Origin of the sequence: Nitrosomonas sp. Nm166, assembly GCF_900112825.1 — a bacterium.
GTDB lineage: Bacteria > Pseudomonadota > Gammaproteobacteria > Burkholderiales > Nitrosomonadaceae > Nitrosomonas.
This window is the reverse complement of record NZ_FONE01000021.1, coordinates 35,656-51,124: the sequence shown is the minus strand read 5'-3', so window position 1 is coordinate 51,124 and position 15,469 is coordinate 35,656. Positions and strand designations below refer to the sequence as shown.

Below are 15,469 nucleotides of genomic sequence, written 5' to 3'. Positions count from 1 at the left end.
TGTATTCGACAGCCTGGACGCACTTGAAAATCACCTGGAAGCGGCACTGTATGACATGGAAAAGGATCGTGAATGTGTCCAATCCATCGTTGCATGGCTCTGGATCATAAATTCAATTATGAAATAGAATTGGAATGAGTCAGCATTTAAATTACACCGCCTTGTCCAAAAAAACATCAGCGGCAATTTTGCCGCAGGTGGGTCAATTTTAAATTATTATTAGTGGGTCAGTTTTACATTGTTGGTGACATGGAGTGAAGAGTGGCTGATAATCGGCGGTATTCATGGCAAGATTCTGGCAGCACACACCAAACTCTGCGCCAGTCGTGCCTTCATGCTATCGGGATCCATCACAAAGCCATGAGATGCTGTTTGATGCACATACTCGTGCATTCATAGCTTTTGGCGGCATACCGAAACGCGGCATTTACGACAATATGCGTCAGCCGCTCTCCTTAGTCTTCTGCCAGACTCGCAACACCTCCGCTACACTCCAAGCCTGTGCGATGCAGCCGCGAGAATAGTAAGGGGGTTCCGCATCGAAAATCTCGCTGATGGTACCAATACCTCCATCGAGGAGATGCGCTCGAAACCCCTCCAGCATGCGGCGCCCCATGGGAAGATCCTCATGAACTTTGAGCCAGGCGTCAATGAAAGGACCGATCAACCAAGCCCAGACCGTGCCCTGATGGTAGGCTGCGTCTCTTGCTCGAAGATCACCGAAATACGTCCGTTTGTAATCCCGATGAGCCGGGTCCAAGGTCCTCAACCCCAGGGGGGTCAACAATCGGTCTGCCACCACGTCGATCACAGGGCGCCATTTCGTATTTTCTAAAATTGGATGGGGGAGCGAAATTGCCAGGATCTGATTCGGACGCAGATTGTTATCATCGCCCAGCTCTCCATCGACGACGTCCAGCAGGTATCCCAACTTGGGATCCCAGAAGCGGCGATTGAACGACTGCGCCGCATGGCTGGCCATAGCCGTCCAGCGCTCGGAGGACTCACCAACCACGGGTCCCCAATCGGCCATGCAGCACAGGGCGTTGTACCAGAGTGCCTGGATTTCGACCGGCTTGCCGCGGCGTGGTGTCACCACCCAGTCGCCCACCTTAGCGTCCATCCAGGTGAGTTGATAACCATCCGCGCCAGCGTGCAAGAGGCCATCATGCTGATCGACCTTGATACCAAAATGCGTCCCTTTCACATGATGATCGATCACTGAGATCAACACCGGGTGCAGCGCCAGCAGTGTCTCGCGGTCGCCAGTCGCCTTGTAGTAGCGGTCCAGGGCATGGAAATACCACAGCGTGGCGTCCACCGTGTGGTAGAGGGCTTGTCGTTGCCCTTCCGGAAAAAGATTTGGGAGCAAGCCGTCCCGTACGTACCGACCGAAGGTCCGCAGAATGGACCGAGCCTCTTGATAACGGCCGGTGCAGAGGGCCAATCCTTCAAGGCTGATCATGGTGTCGCGCCCCCAGTCGGTAAACCAATGATATCCGGCGATGATCGTGTGAGGCTCATCACCGGATGCGTAGGGCGCATGCGTCTCGATACGGGATGCGGGAACGACGATGAATTGATCAGCTGCCAACGTCAGCCACCGTTCCATACCGTCCTCCTCCGATTCATTGATATGCGCCAGCAGGCTCAGCCGCTGAGCTTCTGCCTCGACGATGGCTTGCGCTTCATATTCGAGCTGGTCCCAGGATTCGGTGCTGGCCACGAAGGACACCGGCCGATCCTGCGTCAGCTCAACAGTGAAATAGCCGGGACTCGACAGGTTCTCAATGCATTCGGATCCCCGATCTCGATCAACGCGATAACAGACGCCGTGACTGGTAACTGCGTCTGCCATAAAGTGCCCATTTGGCGATCTGATGCACATTCGTAATGGCGGGGCATCTTCGCAGAACCAGAGTTCAAAGCGCCCGTCGCGGACAGTCGGCGGGAAGACTGGTTGCTCGCCTTCACTGATGTGCGCGTCGAGCATGCGAAAAGTCAGGAATGGCCGGAGCCGAAGCTGCAGCGGTTCGCCTTCAAGTAGCCGATACTCCACATATACCGAGTTGTGGCCGCTGGGCATGATGACGCGCTTTTCCAGGCGTCGCCCCCTGATCGCCATACGCCAGACTGGCGTTTGCCACTCGCGGCTAAACTCTATGAACAGCCCCGGAAGGTCACTCACCAACCGTCCATCTTCGTATTCCACGCCACTGATGAGCAGGGACTCTCCGTCGGCGACGACCTCTTCGTCAAGCCGGGGCATTAGAACCGTCCGCCCCCAGGGCGCCGGCAGATCCGGCACGAACAATCCGTGATACCGTCGCGTCGAAGCCCCTAGCAGCGTCGAGGAAGCATAGCCACCGAGTCCGTTCGTCACCAGCCATTCCTTGGAAAGAAAGGCACCGGTGTCGGGTAGCTGATCACGCGAAATGGTTAATATTATGGCATCGTTAGGTACTGGCTTATCCATCGCCATCGTTATTTAACTCCTCTTCTCAATCCTCGAATCGATCCTGGCTTAACCCGGTGCGGCGGCATACAGAATCGCAGATCCTGCTGGCAGTCTCCAGCCCTGCTCGGTCAATGGCTCGATGACGCCCGGCCCTCCATAACAGGGGGCATCGCTCGACCAGACGAACGACCAGGAGCGCCCAACCGGCGGAGCCAGCAGGGGCTCAGGCGCAGGTTGATAAGGCAGATCAGCCCCCAGATTAACGAGCAACAGGCGGTCGTCCCCGTCACATCCCATGTATCGTAAAAGAAACGCCTGAGTGCCCAGCACAGCCCCATCGACTGCCTCGCGCGCCTGTTGCGCAATTACCGGATCCTCACGCCGGAGGCGAAGGAGGTCGCGGTGCAAGGCATACCATTCGGCATGGCGTTCCCGCTCGGACAGGTCCAGTTGCGAACATTCATAGACCGAAGGGTCAGATGGATCGATGATGTTCGCCTGTGCGGCCGGCGAGCCGTAACTGGGAAATTGTGCAAGAAACTGCTTGCGCCCCTGATGAATATCTGCGGCTAATTTACCGGGAGGAAAATCGACGAAGTAGTGAAAGGGGGAAGAAGCCCCGAACTCCTGACCCATGAAGAGCATGGGGGTTTGGGGAGCCAGAAGCAGCAGCGTGGTCAAGGCACGACAAATCCCCGGGCTGGTCTTGGTATGCAGTCGGTCCGCCTGCAACTGATTAGCAACCTGATCATGGTTTTGCAGAAAAAATACAAACCCCTCGGCCGGCTCATGCGACACCACGGTGCCTCGCGGTTTTTCCTGCCACTGGTACCGCTGACCCTGGTAGAGAAACCCACGCTTCACACAGGAGATCAATTCTTGCGGCGTCCCGCGGTAATCAGTGAAATAGCCTTCGCTACGACCGGTGGCAGTCACGCGGGTCGCGTGATGAAAATCTTCGCTCCACACGGCATCGAGTCCCCACCCGCCCTGCGCGATCGGTTGAATGATTTGCACCCACTGGGCTTCGCATTCTGCCACCAGGATGATCGACCGTGTTCCTGCCGCCTTCCTGGCCGCCATGGACAACTCGGCGATAACATGGATGGGACTGGCATCGTGAAAAGCATGGACCGCATCCAGACGCAACCCGTCCAGGTGATACTCCTCGATCCAATAACAGGCGTTCCCAATAAAAAACGTCCGCACCTCCCGCGATCCCGGTCCATCGAAGTTGATCGCCTGACCCCATTCGTTGTCATACCGGTCGGTGAAATATTCATCGCTGAATGCCGGCAGATAATTACCATCCGGCCCCATATGGTTGTACACGACGTCGAGAATGACCCCCAACTCTCGCTGGTGGGCCTCGTCCACGAACCGTTTCAAAGCCTGGGGATCACCGTAGACGTGAGAAGGCGCGTAGAGCCCGACCCCGTCATACCCCCAATTCCATCGACCGGGAAACTCTGCCACCGGCATGATTTCAATGACTGTGATCCCGAGATCCTGCAGGGCGTCGAGTTGGGTGATGGCCGAGTCAAACGTGCCGCCCGGGGTGAAGGTTCCCACGTGCATCTCATAGATCACCTGTCCGTGCATCCTGACTCCCGGCCATCCATGATCTCTCCATGCATAGGTACCGGGATCCACGATCAGCGAGGGTCCGTGGGGACCTTGGGGTTGAAATCGAGAACAGGGATCCGGATAGCACTGCTCTCCATCCAGCCGATAGCGGTAGGTCATACCTGCCGAAGCATTCCGGATCAGCCCCGACCAGTAGCCATTAGCCCCTCTCGTGAGAGGATGTCCTTGCTTATTTCCCTCGAGGATTACCTCGACTGTAGCCGGCTTGGGTGCCCAGCAGCGAAACCACACTCCCTCCTGACTGACCCTCGCCCCAAGATGCGCCGTTCCGACTGGCTGACTGGAGCAATCAAACTCCTCCTTCTTCCGCATCCCGGTTAATGTAGAGCTGCTCATAGTGTCCTCCCGAAGCTTGACTGACCATTTCGGTAACCAAGCACGCTGGTGTAGTCGTAAAGTGTTGCGTTATTGCATTTTGGCCGAAGCTCACGCCCGGCATATTCGTCTGGCTGTGGCTATCTTCTAAAAGCTTACCAGGCTGTATGTTAGTAATATTTTATTTGTTTTTTTTTCTGACATGCATTAACAAAACAAGAGAGCGCCCATGCATGATATAGCTATCGCCATTATGGTAATTCTTTTCCGCTACTATTGGAAATGTGGAGCTGACGGTATCGAGAACGACTTGCCATTCTTGCTCTCCAGCAACACCTGGTATGGAAAATGCAATTTCTTCATGATACGCATTGAGCAGTAGAAGAAAATCATCATCCTCAATCAGATTTCCATATTTGTCACGCATCATAATGGCTGAGCCTGCTAGATAGAGGCCCAGGGAACGAGCATAGCTATTCGTCCATTCCTCATCATCCATCTCTTGACCATTGCAATTGAGCCAAGTGATATCCTTTGTTCCCTTAATGACCTGCCCTTGAAAAAAATTGCGTCGATGAAAAGCTGGATGCGCTTTGGTGAATTGTATGAGGTTCTGGACAAACTGAATTAATTCCTGATTTTCTTCTATCAAGTTCCAGTTGACCCAGCTGATTTCATTGTCTTGGCAATAAGCATTATTATTGCCTTGCTGGCTACGCCCCATTTCGTCACCAGCCAACAACATCGGTACACCCTGTGAAAGAAGCAGAGTTGAAAGCAAGTTACGCTTTTGCCGCATACGTAAGTCAAGAATATTCGGATCATCGGTTTCACCTTCCGCACCACAGTTCCAGCTACGGTTATTAGATTCACCATCACGATTATCCTCCAGGTTGGCTTCATTATGCTTCTGGTTGTAGCTGACCAAATCATGCAAAGTAAATCCATCATGAGCTGTAATAAAATTAATACTGGCATAGGGGCGACGACCGCTGTGTTCGTAGAGGTCGCTAGAGCCTGTTAAGCGGTAGCCAATATTGTCGATAACCCCTCCCTCGCCTCTCCAGTAATCTCGCACAGCATCACGATATTTACCGTTCCATTCGGTCCAGCCAACAGGAAAGTTACCCACCTGGTATCCACCTTCACCTAGGTCCCAAGGTTCGGCGATAAGTTTGACCTGGGAGAGAATCGGATCCTGATGAATAATGTCCAGGAAAGTACTGAGGCGGTTCACTTCATGTAAGCCCCGGGCCAGTGCAGACGCCAGGTCAAAGCGAAAACCATCCACGTGCATTTCTAATACCCAGTAACGTAGACTGTCCATGATCAGTTGCAGGACTCGCGGATGAACCATGTTAAGTGAGTTGCCACACCCCGTATAATCCATGTAATAACGCTTATTATCTGGCATCAAGCGATAATAAGCTGCATTGTCGATTCCTCGAAATGACAGCGTTGGCCCCAATTGATTACCCTCGGCTGTATGGTTGTAAACAACATCCAGGATGACCTCGATATTGGCAGCGTGTAATGCCTTGATCATAGTCTTGAATTCGTTGATCAGACCTGTTGAAGAGTAACGACTATCCGGCGCAAAAAAACCAATGGAGTTATAGCCCCAATAGTTGCGCAAACCTCTCTCTACCAGATGGCGATCATCAATGAAAGCATGGATCGGCATCAACTCTACTGTCGTGATACCCAGATTGCGGAAATACTCGATCACCGGTTCAGTAGCCAATGCGGCGTATGTTCCGCGCAGCTCTTGTTCTATCTCAGGATGCATCTGCGTAAAACCCTTAACATGCAGCTCATAGATGATGGTTTCTTGCCAGGGTACATTCGGCGGCTGATCATCACCCCAAGTGAAAGCTGGATCAACTATCCGACCCTTAGGCACATCACGTGAATTATCCGTGCTGTCAAAGGAGAGGTCTTCGCGATTGTCATTAATTTTGTAGCCAAAATGTACATCACTCCAGCGTAGCGCTCCCTGGATGTCCTTGGCATAAGGATCCAGCAATAACTTGTTAGGATTAAAACGATGGCCTTCTTCAGGCTTATAAGGACCGTACACTCGATAGCCATACAGTAAACCTGGACGAGCCTCCGGAAGATAGATATGCCACACCTGATCGGTTTGCTCCTGTAATTCGATACGTTGAATCTCAAGTTGCTTTTTTTGATCAAACAAGCATAACTCTACTTTTTCTGCATGTTCAGAGAAAAGTGCGAAATTGACGCCCGATCCGTCCCAGGTAGCGCCCAGCGGATAGGGCTTGCCAGGCCATAGGCGAGAAAAAGGTTTGCTATTTTTGCTGATTTTGTCATTCATTATATCCTCCACCTTTTCCTCTTGAGCCGCGCGCATAATAGCTGGTATCACCTAATGGCACTACTACCAGTCCAGAAGGCGTAACATGATATCGTTGTCGGTCTTTTTCAGAATCGTAACCTATCCGAGAATTCGCTTCGATAAAGTTATGGCAGTCTACAATAGCCCGGCGCAGTTTTGCACCTTGACCAATTCTTACATAATCCATGATGATACAGTCTTCCAGTTCAACGCCCGGTTCGATGAATGATTCACGACATATAATGCAATTTCTCACATGGGCTTGATTGATTACAGTGGCTGCACCAAGCAAACTATTTTCAATCTGCCCGCCAATCACCCTTGCAACTGGACCTTGGTAGCTACTCGAGTAAATCGGCCATTGTGGATTGAAGATATCAAAACGCGGCGTCATTCCCAGCATATCCTGATTTGCCTCGAAATAAGCATCAAGCGAGCCCACATCGCGCCAGTAACCTCTTTCTTCGTAGGATTTAATGTCAGGTACTTTATTGGTAAAAAAATCATAGGCAAACAGTTTGTGGCTCTCAAGCATCATAGGTAGCACATGGCGTCCAAAATCTGTCTCATTCCGCCGGCGCATGCTCTGTAATGCTTCAATCAAAGCATGCGTATCAAATAAATAATTACCCATGGAAACATAAGCTTGCTCAGAATCGGAAGGAATTGCCTCAGGCTGATCTGGTTTTTCCTGAAATCCTCGTATGCGGCCATCGGAGTCTATTTCAATGACACCGAAATTCGTTGCTTGATCAATGGGCATGGGTAACGCTGCGACACTCACATCAGCCTGACGATGCATGTGAAATCTCACCATCTGCCTGATATCCATTCGATAAATATGATCAGCTCCGAATACCGCTATGATGTCAGGCTGGTGCTCCCTGATCAAATTTATATTCTGATAAACGGCGTCAGCAGTGCCATTGAACCATGAACTACCACTATGCATTTGTGGAGGAACCACGGTCACAAACTGTTCTGGTATCAAGGGGGAAATCGTCCATGCTTTTCGAATATGATCAATTAGTGACTGTGATTTATACTGCACCAATAGATATATGCAGCGTATATTTGAATTGATCAAATTACTCAGCACAAAATCAACAATACGATAACGACCGCCAAAAGGAACACTTGGCTTGCTACGCTCTGAAGTTAATGGCTGTAGGCGGTTACCTTCTCCACCGGCCATTACAAAAGCCAAAATTTTTGGCTGGGATCGATCTTCTGACATGATTATCCCTCAACAGTTTTTCGGACACCTTCAAGATACTGAGTAATTCGCCCCGTGGTTTGCTGGGATAGGTCTACGGTAAATCGTTCTGGTTCATTTGTCCAGCTTTTACAGATGTATTCACAGGAAGTAAGCCTTTGGGTTTATAAACATCACAGGTTTTTTATGACCGAGTTCACTGGACAGTTCCGCGATGTGACATGGCGCACAGACGTGAGCAATATTCCTACATTATCATGCCTTATCTGATTAAAAGGTAAATCACATTTACGTGTTTCTAACCACAGCAGGTTGCCGTTAGGGTATTCAATTTTCTTTAAGGAGCAAGACATGAATATACTTTTAAGTTCCAATCTTCCAGCGCCTAATATTCCACCCCAAGGAAAGCTTCCAGGAATTTTGCCGAGCCAGAAACAGCCAATTCTATTTCCACCACCCAAGACTCTACCTCCCCAGCAAGAACCATCACGTCTATACCATTAAAGATAAGAATTTCTTGACGCAGAGCAGCCCATCCCAATCAGTCATGTAGCTGCGGCTCTTATTCTCACGCCGCATCGATCAACCTTGCCCTATCCTTCTGAGGCAAGCCTCATAGTTCCCGTGCCTATACAGTCATTGACGCCTTAGATATCCATCAATGGATATCCATAGTCCATATTAACTCATGTGCATCCGCAAGCTTAGCTAATTGATCAGTAGGATAAATGTGTGTTTTCGAACAGACAAACATGCGCTTTATTATAAAAATGAAAATTGTAGTTCGTTGAATTTATTTTATATATCTCGCTCGGAGAATTCAAAATGAAAAAAACTATTATGACGTTATGCACTACATTATTTCTTATCATTGCTCCGCTTAGTTTCTCAGCCAGTGAAAGCGCTGAGAGAAGGGCAGACAGATTAGAAGACAAAGCAGATCAGGTTAGAGAAGCGGATGAAGATGCACGTGATAACCTCGAGGAAGCAGGTGAGAGAGCAGCAGACCGAAAAGAAGAGAAAGCTAAGCAGCTTAGAAAATCTACTGAAGAAAAGGCCGATAGAATGGAAGAGGATGCCGATAAAGTTAGAAAGATTACAGATGATTAATTTCTCTCTGAGAAGTAACTGACTCTTTAGCCCTTGCCGCAATCAGCGGCTCAACTTGTAACTCGGCAAGGAACATAACGGCCTTGGATAGCAATTTATTCTAGGCCAATCGCTTAAGTCAACGGGAGAAGATGAACGTGGCATTTTCAAATCCGGTCACCAGCCCATCTGCTGGTAACGCGTACATCGATGGCCTGTTGTGGGGCAGTCATTGGAATGATCCGGCTGCCGGAACGCGTTTAAAGGTATATATCGCAGGGCAGAACGGGAATGAAGTTTTCGATTTCGGCGGCACTGCTGTCACAGCCCGTACAGCTTCCTCGGAAATCACAGCATTTCTGCGCGGCATGCAGCTCATCGAGAATGTCTCCAATATTGATTTTCAGACAGCAATGAATAAGGCGGATGCCGACATTATTGTCGGCGCCGTGAACAATTCCGACGCAGGTGGTGGTCTTGGCGGATCAGTTCCTCCCGGCGAAGATACCGGCCCGGTAGCCGATCGTCAGGGCGCAGAGATTACCAATTTTGATGCTTATTTCTCAACGGATTATTCAAGTCTCAAACAGGGCGGCTATGATTTCGTCACCGTCATCCATGAGTTTGGCCACACTATTGGACTGAAACATCCTCATGATCCCGGAGGTGATGGCCGGCCGAACTTTCCCGGTGTTACGACTGCATTCGGAGATTATGGGGACTTCAACCTCAATCAGGGCCTCTATACGATGATGACGTATAACGACGGCTGGCAGACAGGTCCAAAGGGCCCTCTAGATTCCACCAGCGTTTCAAGCTACGGGTATCAGGGTACACCCATGGCCTTCGATATCGCCGCTTTGCAATTTCTCTACGGTGCCAACACGAGTTTCCAGGCAGGAAACGACGTTTATGCGCTGAATGCAGCTAATACTTCAGGAACATTTTATTCGTGTATTTGGGATACAGGCGGCATCGATACCATTCGCAATCCGTCATCCACAAATTCGACAATAGATTTACGTGCCGCGACACTTCAGCATGCACCGGGTGGCGGCGGATATTTATCTGCCATTAATGGCATCGATGGTGGATTCACAATTGCGAAGGGCGCTGTCATTGAAAATGCAACAGGTGGTGCCGGCGTCGATGTGATCACGGGCAATGCAGCAGCAAACGCACTGAACGGCAAAGCTGGCAATGACCGGATCAGTGGATTAGGAGGCGCAGACAAAATCATCGGCGGAGGGGGTGCCGATGTATTAACAGGAGGTGGTGGCGCTGACGATTTCGTCTATACTGCCGCAAGCGACAGCAGCAGCAATAAATTTGATGTAATCAGGGACTTCGCGCATAAGCAGGATGATATCAATGTCTCTGCAATTGATGCAAACGGTGCTGCCACCGGCAATGCCGCATTCGTTTTTCGCGGAAGCTCGGCCTTTACTGGCGCAGGTGCGGAAGTACGGTTTACACAAAATGTAGCGAAAAATTTTACCAGTGTGCTGTTTGATATTGATGGTGATCGAATTTCCGATATGACAATTCGTTTGACAGGTCCAATTACGCTGGACGCAGCTGATTTCATTTTGTGAATGATAATTCTTCCATCTGGCGTACCTTCACAGATGGAAGAGATTAAACAAGCCGCTCATCCGCATGGACAAAAGTTTGTACGCTAGCGCATCAATCTCATTGTGTTGATGGAAAGCCCGTTCCAGGCGCTTTTGAATCCGTAGGCGATGAAGATGGGGATGAAAAGGGTGAGCCTTTAGAAGAAGTAGGTGATGACTGCGATGAGAAGGGCGAGGAACCAGTAGCAGGAGTTGACGCAGCACCAGGTTTTGCGGATGCAGATCCTGATGAAGCTTTGGTGTCCCCTGGTTTATAAATGAATTGCCAATCCTTATAGGACGTTGCTTCAGAGAATTTCGCAAGATGTTCAGGAAATTGATCTTTCTTAATGGGTTTTCTTTCAGAGAGGCTATAAATACCCGTAATTCCCTTAGCGATACTGGAACTGATTCCTGAGCTCTTAGTGGGTGCTGAATTGCTGACAGCCGCAGGACTCTTATTGGATGGCTGGGTAGCTCTAGATGCTTGATTATTAGTAAGTGCTGGGTTGCTGCTGGATGATTGAGGACTACCGGATAGGCTGCCACCGGATGCTGGGTTATCGCTAGGCGATTGAGGATTATCGGATGCTGAGCTATCATTGGCTGAAGAGGCACTACGAGATGCAGCACTGCTATCGGGTGCAGATTCGTGAACAAGGCCCCATTCCGTGGTGTTGGTGATTGGGTCCACATAGAGTTTGCGTAAGTGACGTCGGACGTTTGGTGTACGGCTGTCCTGCAGTAAATCTTCCAGTGAATTGGGGTATTGTTTAGGGCCGCTGTTGTAATAGGACATGATGGCTTTGCGGAATTCTTCACCGATAAACATCAGCTCTACTTCTTTTTCCCGCTGAGACTTTGTTTGCCATATTTGTGCGGCTCCTGCCATGGCAACTCCGGCCAGCATGACCGAAAATAAAGCCCAGAGGTAAACAAAACCGTTTTCTAAGCGAGGCATATTATCTTGCTCTGCAAATTAAAAACCGGCTGGTGATAATTACCATTCTTCATAAAATGAACCATCGGCTGCCCGCCCTTGATAACCGCTATGAACATCATAGACACCAGCTTCTACTGGATTCTTGGGAGGCACTACAATCCAGGTTTCTTTGCTTTCAGTAAATGGATCTACCGGAATGCTGCGCAAGTATCTTTTATCGACCAGTTCTTCCAGATCAATGGGATATTTGCCAAAATCAGCATAAAACTGATCGATGGCATTACGCATGATACCGAGGTCTTGCCGCAGCACAGCCTCTTTGGCTTTATCGAGCGAACTAAAATAACGCGGAGCGACGATACTTAGCAGTGTTGCGATAATCGCCATCACCACTAATAATTCAATCAGCGTAAAACCCTTATACTGCTGATTCCTAAGCATAACCATCACCATTCTCGATACGGAATACCGTTAAGACCGATGGCTTCTGAAAGCGAATAAACATCAAACACATCATCGCCCTCTTTGGGACTATCCCATGGGCTTTCATAGCTGCGCCTGCCCCAGGTATCCACAGCAGGAGTCACTGCGGTACCGGCAACGTCCAATTCAACAAACATGGGATCCCTAGGTAAGCGGCGCAGAAAATAAATAATTTTCTTTTCCTTCTCCGGACTTTTGATATCTGGCACACCCATGAATAATTCTTCCAATCGAGGAGGATAACCGGATTCATCCGCTTTTTTAGCGATGCGTCCCTCGTCTACTGCCTGCTTATAAGCATCGATTGCGGTACGGATTTGCCGCAAAGCAGTACGTAATTCTTGCTCCTTCTGGCGCTGTACCATGAGTTCGCGAAAAGGCAAAGCAGCCGTTGCCAGAATGGCCATGATAGCCACCACAATCATTAATTCAATCAGCGTAAAACCCTGATGCTTTTCTAAGTTTATGAATGAACGCATCATTTAATATTGATCGCCGCCGGTGGTGGTAACGTTACATCAACCGAATCGCCGTGTTCGATATCTTCTGCAGTTGCACTCTGGATATTAATTTCTGTCGCTCCTGGGTTGGCTGCAATCACCTTAAAGCGTAACTGAGTAGCCAAGCCAGCTGTTTGATCTTTACCTAGCTTAAGGACGCGTGAGCCCGATTTGGGGCCACCATCCAGAGCCTCCAGCACGCTGGCCTCGTAATTGAGCTGCACATCAGCATTCACGGTAGCTTTTGCGCCCACTAAGCGCACATTCACCGAGAATTCTTTATCCAAGCCCACATTGGTGGGTGCTTGTATGGTCAAAGAAGGGCTTGTCGTTGAAACATTCGCAAAAGGATTCGGAGCGGCTTGCTGATCAGCAGAAGGCGCAAAGGCATCTGATACCGTTCTTGCCGTGCCTTGAACCGGACCAGATGGCGCTATGGCCAATGATTGTGCCGCGGTCCTTTGAATAGCGATCGGTAATTTACCTGCTTCGCTGGCGGTGCCAAAATGATATTCACTTTCCAGATTGCTTGGTTTGGGAATATTGCGAATGATGCGCGGTGTGATCAATAGCACGATTTCATTCTTTGTGCGGTTTATCTTTTGATTTGATGTCAATCGATCCAGGCCGGGAATATTTAATAATCCTGCCAGCCCGCTTATGCTTCTGGTCTCCCTATTATCGATGAGCCCTGCCAGTACCTGAGTTTCTCCGTCTTTCAAGGTTAACATTGTTTCAGCATTGCGGGTTCCAATGAGTGGAGCAGTTGCGTTGCTTGGACCCGTGATATCGCTGATTCTGCTGCTTACTTCCAGTGTAATCTTCATCGTGACATCACTATTCACCCCAACGCGCGGCTCGACATCCAGCTTGACCCCCAAATCAATAAAGGTCGGTGTTGAAGTAACGACAGCAGTTATACCTGGTTGAACATTGGCGGTAAAAAATGGCCGCTTCTCACCAACATGGATTTTGGCTTTTTCACGGTTAGCTACCCGAATTCTGGGATTTGCAAGTACGTCGCCAGTTGATAGATTGTGCAAAAAATCGATGACTGCTCTGCTATCCACGGCAAAACTTTTAAGACCATCAAAACCGACTTGGTTGAGTAACACCAAACCTGGCGTCACTCCAGCAGTTGTAGTAGCTGTGGCAGCTGTTACACCAGCCGCACCATAGGTGATGGATTGTGGAAATTTAGGGCCTAGCAGAAAGTCGTTGTTACGCGCGATATCCAGGATTACAACGTCCAGCATAACCTCCGGTTCGGCCAGATCATTTAACGTTACCAATCGCTCCGTCAGACGAATGGCTTCGAGTGTATCGCGCATGATAAACAGATTAAGCTGTTCATTCACGTAAATGTCTTTCGCCTTCACGATACCCCTGACCATCGCAACCATTTGCTTGACATCGGTATGCGCCACTTGGAAGCTGCGCACGACCAGCTCCTGATAGTCTTTTTGCTTTGCTGGTGTATTCGGGTAAATCAGCAACGAATTGTTATTGAGTACCTTATAAGCCAGTTGATTGGTTGTGAGTAATAACTTGAGAATATCCTCAATGGTGTTATTACGCACAAAAATAGAAATTTTAGCGTCTTGCCGGATATCTTTATCAAAAACAAAGTTAATCCCGGCTGTGCGCGCCATGATCTCGAATACCGATTTCAAATCGGTATCTTTGAATTCCATGGTCAGTGCCTTTTTAAAGGCAGACTCGAGGGCCAGATGGGTTACTTCAGGACGCGATAAGTGTGAATTGATTTCTGAAATCAGTTGGCGAGCATGAGATTGTTGCGGATTTTCCTGTAATATCGCACGAACAAGCGTTTCTGCTTTAGCCAGATCATTGCGCGCCAACAATGCTCTCGCGGATTCGACAGAAGCGATATGGCGACGTTCTGTTTTCAGCGCTTCAATGCCTTCCTTGGCTCGCTCATTGAATGGATACATGCTCAAGACACGTTGATAGCCCTGTTCAGCTTGATCCAGATCACCGGCATAGCGCAGATTATCTGCTTCAATCAGTAACTTGCCCAGCACCTGATCACGGAGCCGCATCAACATGGTGCGAATTTCCTTATTCTCAGGTTCTTCGCGTGCCGCTTGCTCGAGTTTTTCCAACCCCTTTTCCAGTTTGCCCTCAGCAACCAGTTTCTGGCTATCAGAAAATGCGATGTTCCTGGTTAAAAAGGATCTGTTATCGATTGCACATCCCATCGTGACCGCGAGCAGAATGCTAAGGGCAATAATTCTCCAGCGTTTCATCGGAAATTTCCTGCTATTTTATTATTGATTGTGAGTGTCTGTTTGATATTCAGCGGAAGATAAGTTAGGGTAATCGCATCGTCATTGATCGAATCCAGCCGGTATTTGTCATTAATCTTTGTCCCTATTTTAGCAATATGATTTTCTCCTGATTGGGAAAGAAAGACCCATGTTGTATTGTCTGCAATGGCCTTACCGGTATATTTGAATTGCAAAGGTGGTGCTGTGGGTGCTGATGGAGGAGCCGATGCTTTTTCTTTTGCCATTTGTTCAGCTTTGGCTGCTTGTTCTTCCAGGCTGATTGGAGGCTGTTTAGGCGCCCATGTGGTGGACACAAATAACTCTCCCGCTGATGGATTAAACTTTCTTTGACCAAGCTTACTCACATCCAGATACTCGGAATGACCTGCCTGAGCTTTTACCTTATCGCTGGGTGATCTGGCGGACTGTATCGGTTGCACAGTGTCTATTGTGCTTTCCTCACCTTCTTCTTCGACCAGCACAACGGCAACCAATGTTGCGATCAAAGCACCGCCCAATAATAATTTTCTTCTTTTTTCGGTTGAATCCATCAGG

At 49.2% G+C, this 15,469-nt stretch carries 14 protein-coding genes and 1 pseudogene; 4 read left to right on the top strand and 11 right to left on the bottom strand.

The features are described from left to right. Positions 1–250 precede the first annotated feature (250 nt). Positions 251–461: pseudogene (locus BM021_RS16085) on the top strand (IS21 family transposase); the annotation flags it as partial. Here BM021_RS16085 and BM021_RS07690 read toward each other — a convergent pair. From BM021_RS07690 to BM021_RS07675, 5 genes are all read right to left on the bottom strand, one after another. Further along, complete coding sequence (locus BM021_RS07690; RefSeq protein WP_256207834.1) at positions 443–2,482, bottom strand: amylo-alpha-1,6-glucosidase; 2,040 nt, start codon at positions 2,480–2,482, stop codon at positions 443–445. The pseudogene BM021_RS16085 and the gene BM021_RS07690 sit on opposite strands and share 19 nt — an antisense overlap. 42 nt (positions 2,483–2,524) lie before the next feature. Next, positions 2,525–4,417 carry a malto-oligosyltrehalose trehalohydrolase gene (gene treZ / locus BM021_RS07685; protein WP_090720460.1) on the bottom strand — a complete coding sequence of 631 codons (1,893 nt, stop codon included), beginning with the start codon at positions 4,415–4,417 and terminating at the stop codon, positions 2,525–2,527. After that, a complete protein-coding gene (locus BM021_RS15515; RefSeq protein ID WP_177186326.1) occupies positions 4,395–4,535 on the bottom strand; it encodes a hypothetical protein in 141 nt (46 codons plus the stop codon). Before BM021_RS15515 ends, treZ begins: the two co-directional genes overlap by 23 nt. A 66-nt stretch (positions 4,536–4,601) precedes the next feature. After that, positions 4,602–6,758: a glycogen debranching protein GlgX gene (glgX, locus tag BM021_RS07680; protein WP_090720455.1), complete on the bottom strand. Its 2,157-nt coding sequence runs from the start codon at positions 6,756–6,758 to the stop codon at positions 4,602–4,604. Further along, on the bottom strand, positions 6,751–8,016 hold the full coding sequence (locus BM021_RS07675; RefSeq protein ID WP_090720454.1) for a glucose-1-phosphate adenylyltransferase: 1,266 nt from the start codon (positions 8,014–8,016) through the stop codon (positions 6,751–6,753). The genes glgX and BM021_RS07675 overlap by 8 nt, the downstream gene beginning before the upstream one ends. A 330-nt stretch (positions 8,017–8,346) precedes the next feature. On the opposite strand from BM021_RS07675, the gene BM021_RS15510 reads away from it, so the two are divergent. Further along, on the top strand, positions 8,347–8,499 hold the full coding sequence (locus BM021_RS15510) for a hypothetical protein (protein ID WP_177186328.1): 153 nt from the start codon (positions 8,347–8,349) through the stop codon (positions 8,497–8,499). On the opposite strand, the gene BM021_RS16590 is transcribed toward BM021_RS15510, so the two are convergent. Beyond that, positions 8,488–8,574 carry a DUF4113 domain-containing protein gene (locus tag BM021_RS16590; protein ID WP_371116258.1) on the bottom strand — a complete coding sequence of 29 codons (87 nt, stop codon included), beginning with the start codon at positions 8,572–8,574 and terminating at the stop codon, positions 8,488–8,490. The genes BM021_RS15510 and BM021_RS16590 overlap by 12 nt on opposite strands. 246 nt (positions 8,575–8,820) lie before the next feature. Here BM021_RS16590 and BM021_RS07670 point away from each other — a divergent pair, with 246 nt between their 5' ends. Next, on the top strand, positions 8,821–9,105 hold the full coding sequence (locus BM021_RS07670) for a hypothetical protein (RefSeq protein ID WP_090720453.1): 285 nt from the start codon (positions 8,821–8,823) through the stop codon (positions 9,103–9,105). A 137-nt stretch (positions 9,106–9,242) separates the two neighbouring features. After that, positions 9,243–10,679, top strand: a complete 1,437-nt coding sequence (locus tag BM021_RS16470; RefSeq protein WP_177186327.1) for a M10 family metallopeptidase — start codon at positions 9,243–9,245, stop codon at positions 10,677–10,679. 97 nt (positions 10,680–10,776) lie between these two features. On the opposite strand, the gene BM021_RS07660 is transcribed toward BM021_RS16470, so the two are convergent. The 5 genes from BM021_RS07660 to BM021_RS07640 are packed head-to-tail and all read right to left on the bottom strand — an operon-like array spanning position 10,777 to position 15,465. Continuing rightward, positions 10,777–11,658, bottom strand: a complete 882-nt coding sequence (locus BM021_RS07660; RefSeq protein WP_090720451.1) for a hypothetical protein — start codon at positions 11,656–11,658, stop codon at positions 10,777–10,779. A gap of 39 nt (positions 11,659–11,697) precedes the next feature. Next, on the bottom strand, positions 11,698–12,081 hold the full coding sequence (locus tag BM021_RS07655; protein ID WP_090720459.1) for a type II secretion system protein: 384 nt from the start codon (positions 12,079–12,081) through the stop codon (positions 11,698–11,700). Positions 12,082–12,086: 5 nt separating this feature from the next. Further along, positions 12,087–12,605 (bottom strand): type II secretion system protein, encoded by a 519-nt coding sequence (locus tag BM021_RS07650; protein WP_371116252.1) that lies wholly within the window; start codon positions 12,603–12,605, stop codon positions 12,087–12,089. Further along, entirely contained in the window at positions 12,602–14,893 is a 2,292-nt protein-coding gene (locus tag BM021_RS07645) for a secretin and TonB N-terminal domain-containing protein (protein WP_090720450.1), read from the bottom strand. The genes BM021_RS07650 and BM021_RS07645 overlap by 4 nt, the downstream gene beginning before the upstream one ends. Further along, positions 14,890–15,465: a hypothetical protein gene (locus tag BM021_RS07640; RefSeq protein ID WP_090720449.1), complete on the bottom strand. Its 576-nt coding sequence runs from the start codon at positions 15,463–15,465 to the stop codon at positions 14,890–14,892. The genes BM021_RS07645 and BM021_RS07640 overlap by 4 nt, the downstream gene beginning before the upstream one ends. Between the last annotated feature and the right edge of the window lie 4 nt (positions 15,466–15,469).

Excerpts from the sequence above, each read along its gene's own strand:
- BM021_RS07690 (WP_256207834.1), bottom strand. The coding sequence starts at position 2,482 with ATGGCGATGGATAAGCCAGTACCTAACGATGCCATAATATTAACCATT.
- treZ (WP_090720460.1), bottom strand. The coding sequence starts at position 4,417 with ATGCGGAAGAAGGAGGAGTTTGATTGCTCCAGTCAGCCAGTCGGAACG.
- glgX (WP_090720455.1), bottom strand. The coding sequence starts at position 6,758 with ATGAATGACAAAATCAGCAAAAATAGCAAACCTTTTTCTCGCCTATGG.
- BM021_RS07675 (WP_090720454.1), bottom strand. The coding sequence starts at position 8,016 with ATGTCAGAAGATCGATCCCAGCCAAAAATTTTGGCTTTTGTAATGGCC.
- BM021_RS15510 (WP_177186328.1), top strand. The coding sequence starts at position 8,347 with ATGAATATACTTTTAAGTTCCAATCTTCCAGCGCCTAATATTCCACCC.
- BM021_RS16590 (WP_371116258.1), bottom strand. The coding sequence starts at position 8,574 with ATGCGGCGTGAGAATAAGAGCCGCAGCTACATGACTGATTGGGATGGG.
- BM021_RS07670 (WP_090720453.1), top strand. The coding sequence starts at position 8,821 with ATGAAAAAAACTATTATGACGTTATGCACTACATTATTTCTTATCATT.
- BM021_RS07660 (WP_090720451.1), bottom strand. The coding sequence starts at position 11,658 with ATGCCTCGCTTAGAAAACGGTTTTGTTTACCTCTGGGCTTTATTTTCG.
- BM021_RS07655 (WP_090720459.1), bottom strand. The coding sequence starts at position 12,081 with ATGCTTAGGAATCAGCAGTATAAGGGTTTTACGCTGATTGAATTATTA.
- BM021_RS07650 (WP_371116252.1), bottom strand. The coding sequence starts at position 12,605 with ATGATGCGTTCATTCATAAACTTAGAAAAGCATCAGGGTTTTACGCTG.
- BM021_RS07645 (WP_090720450.1), bottom strand. The coding sequence starts at position 14,893 with ATGAAACGCTGGAGAATTATTGCCCTTAGCATTCTGCTCGCGGTCACG.
- BM021_RS07640 (WP_090720449.1), bottom strand. The coding sequence starts at position 15,465 with ATGGATTCAACCGAAAAAAGAAGAAAATTATTATTGGGCGGTGCTTTG.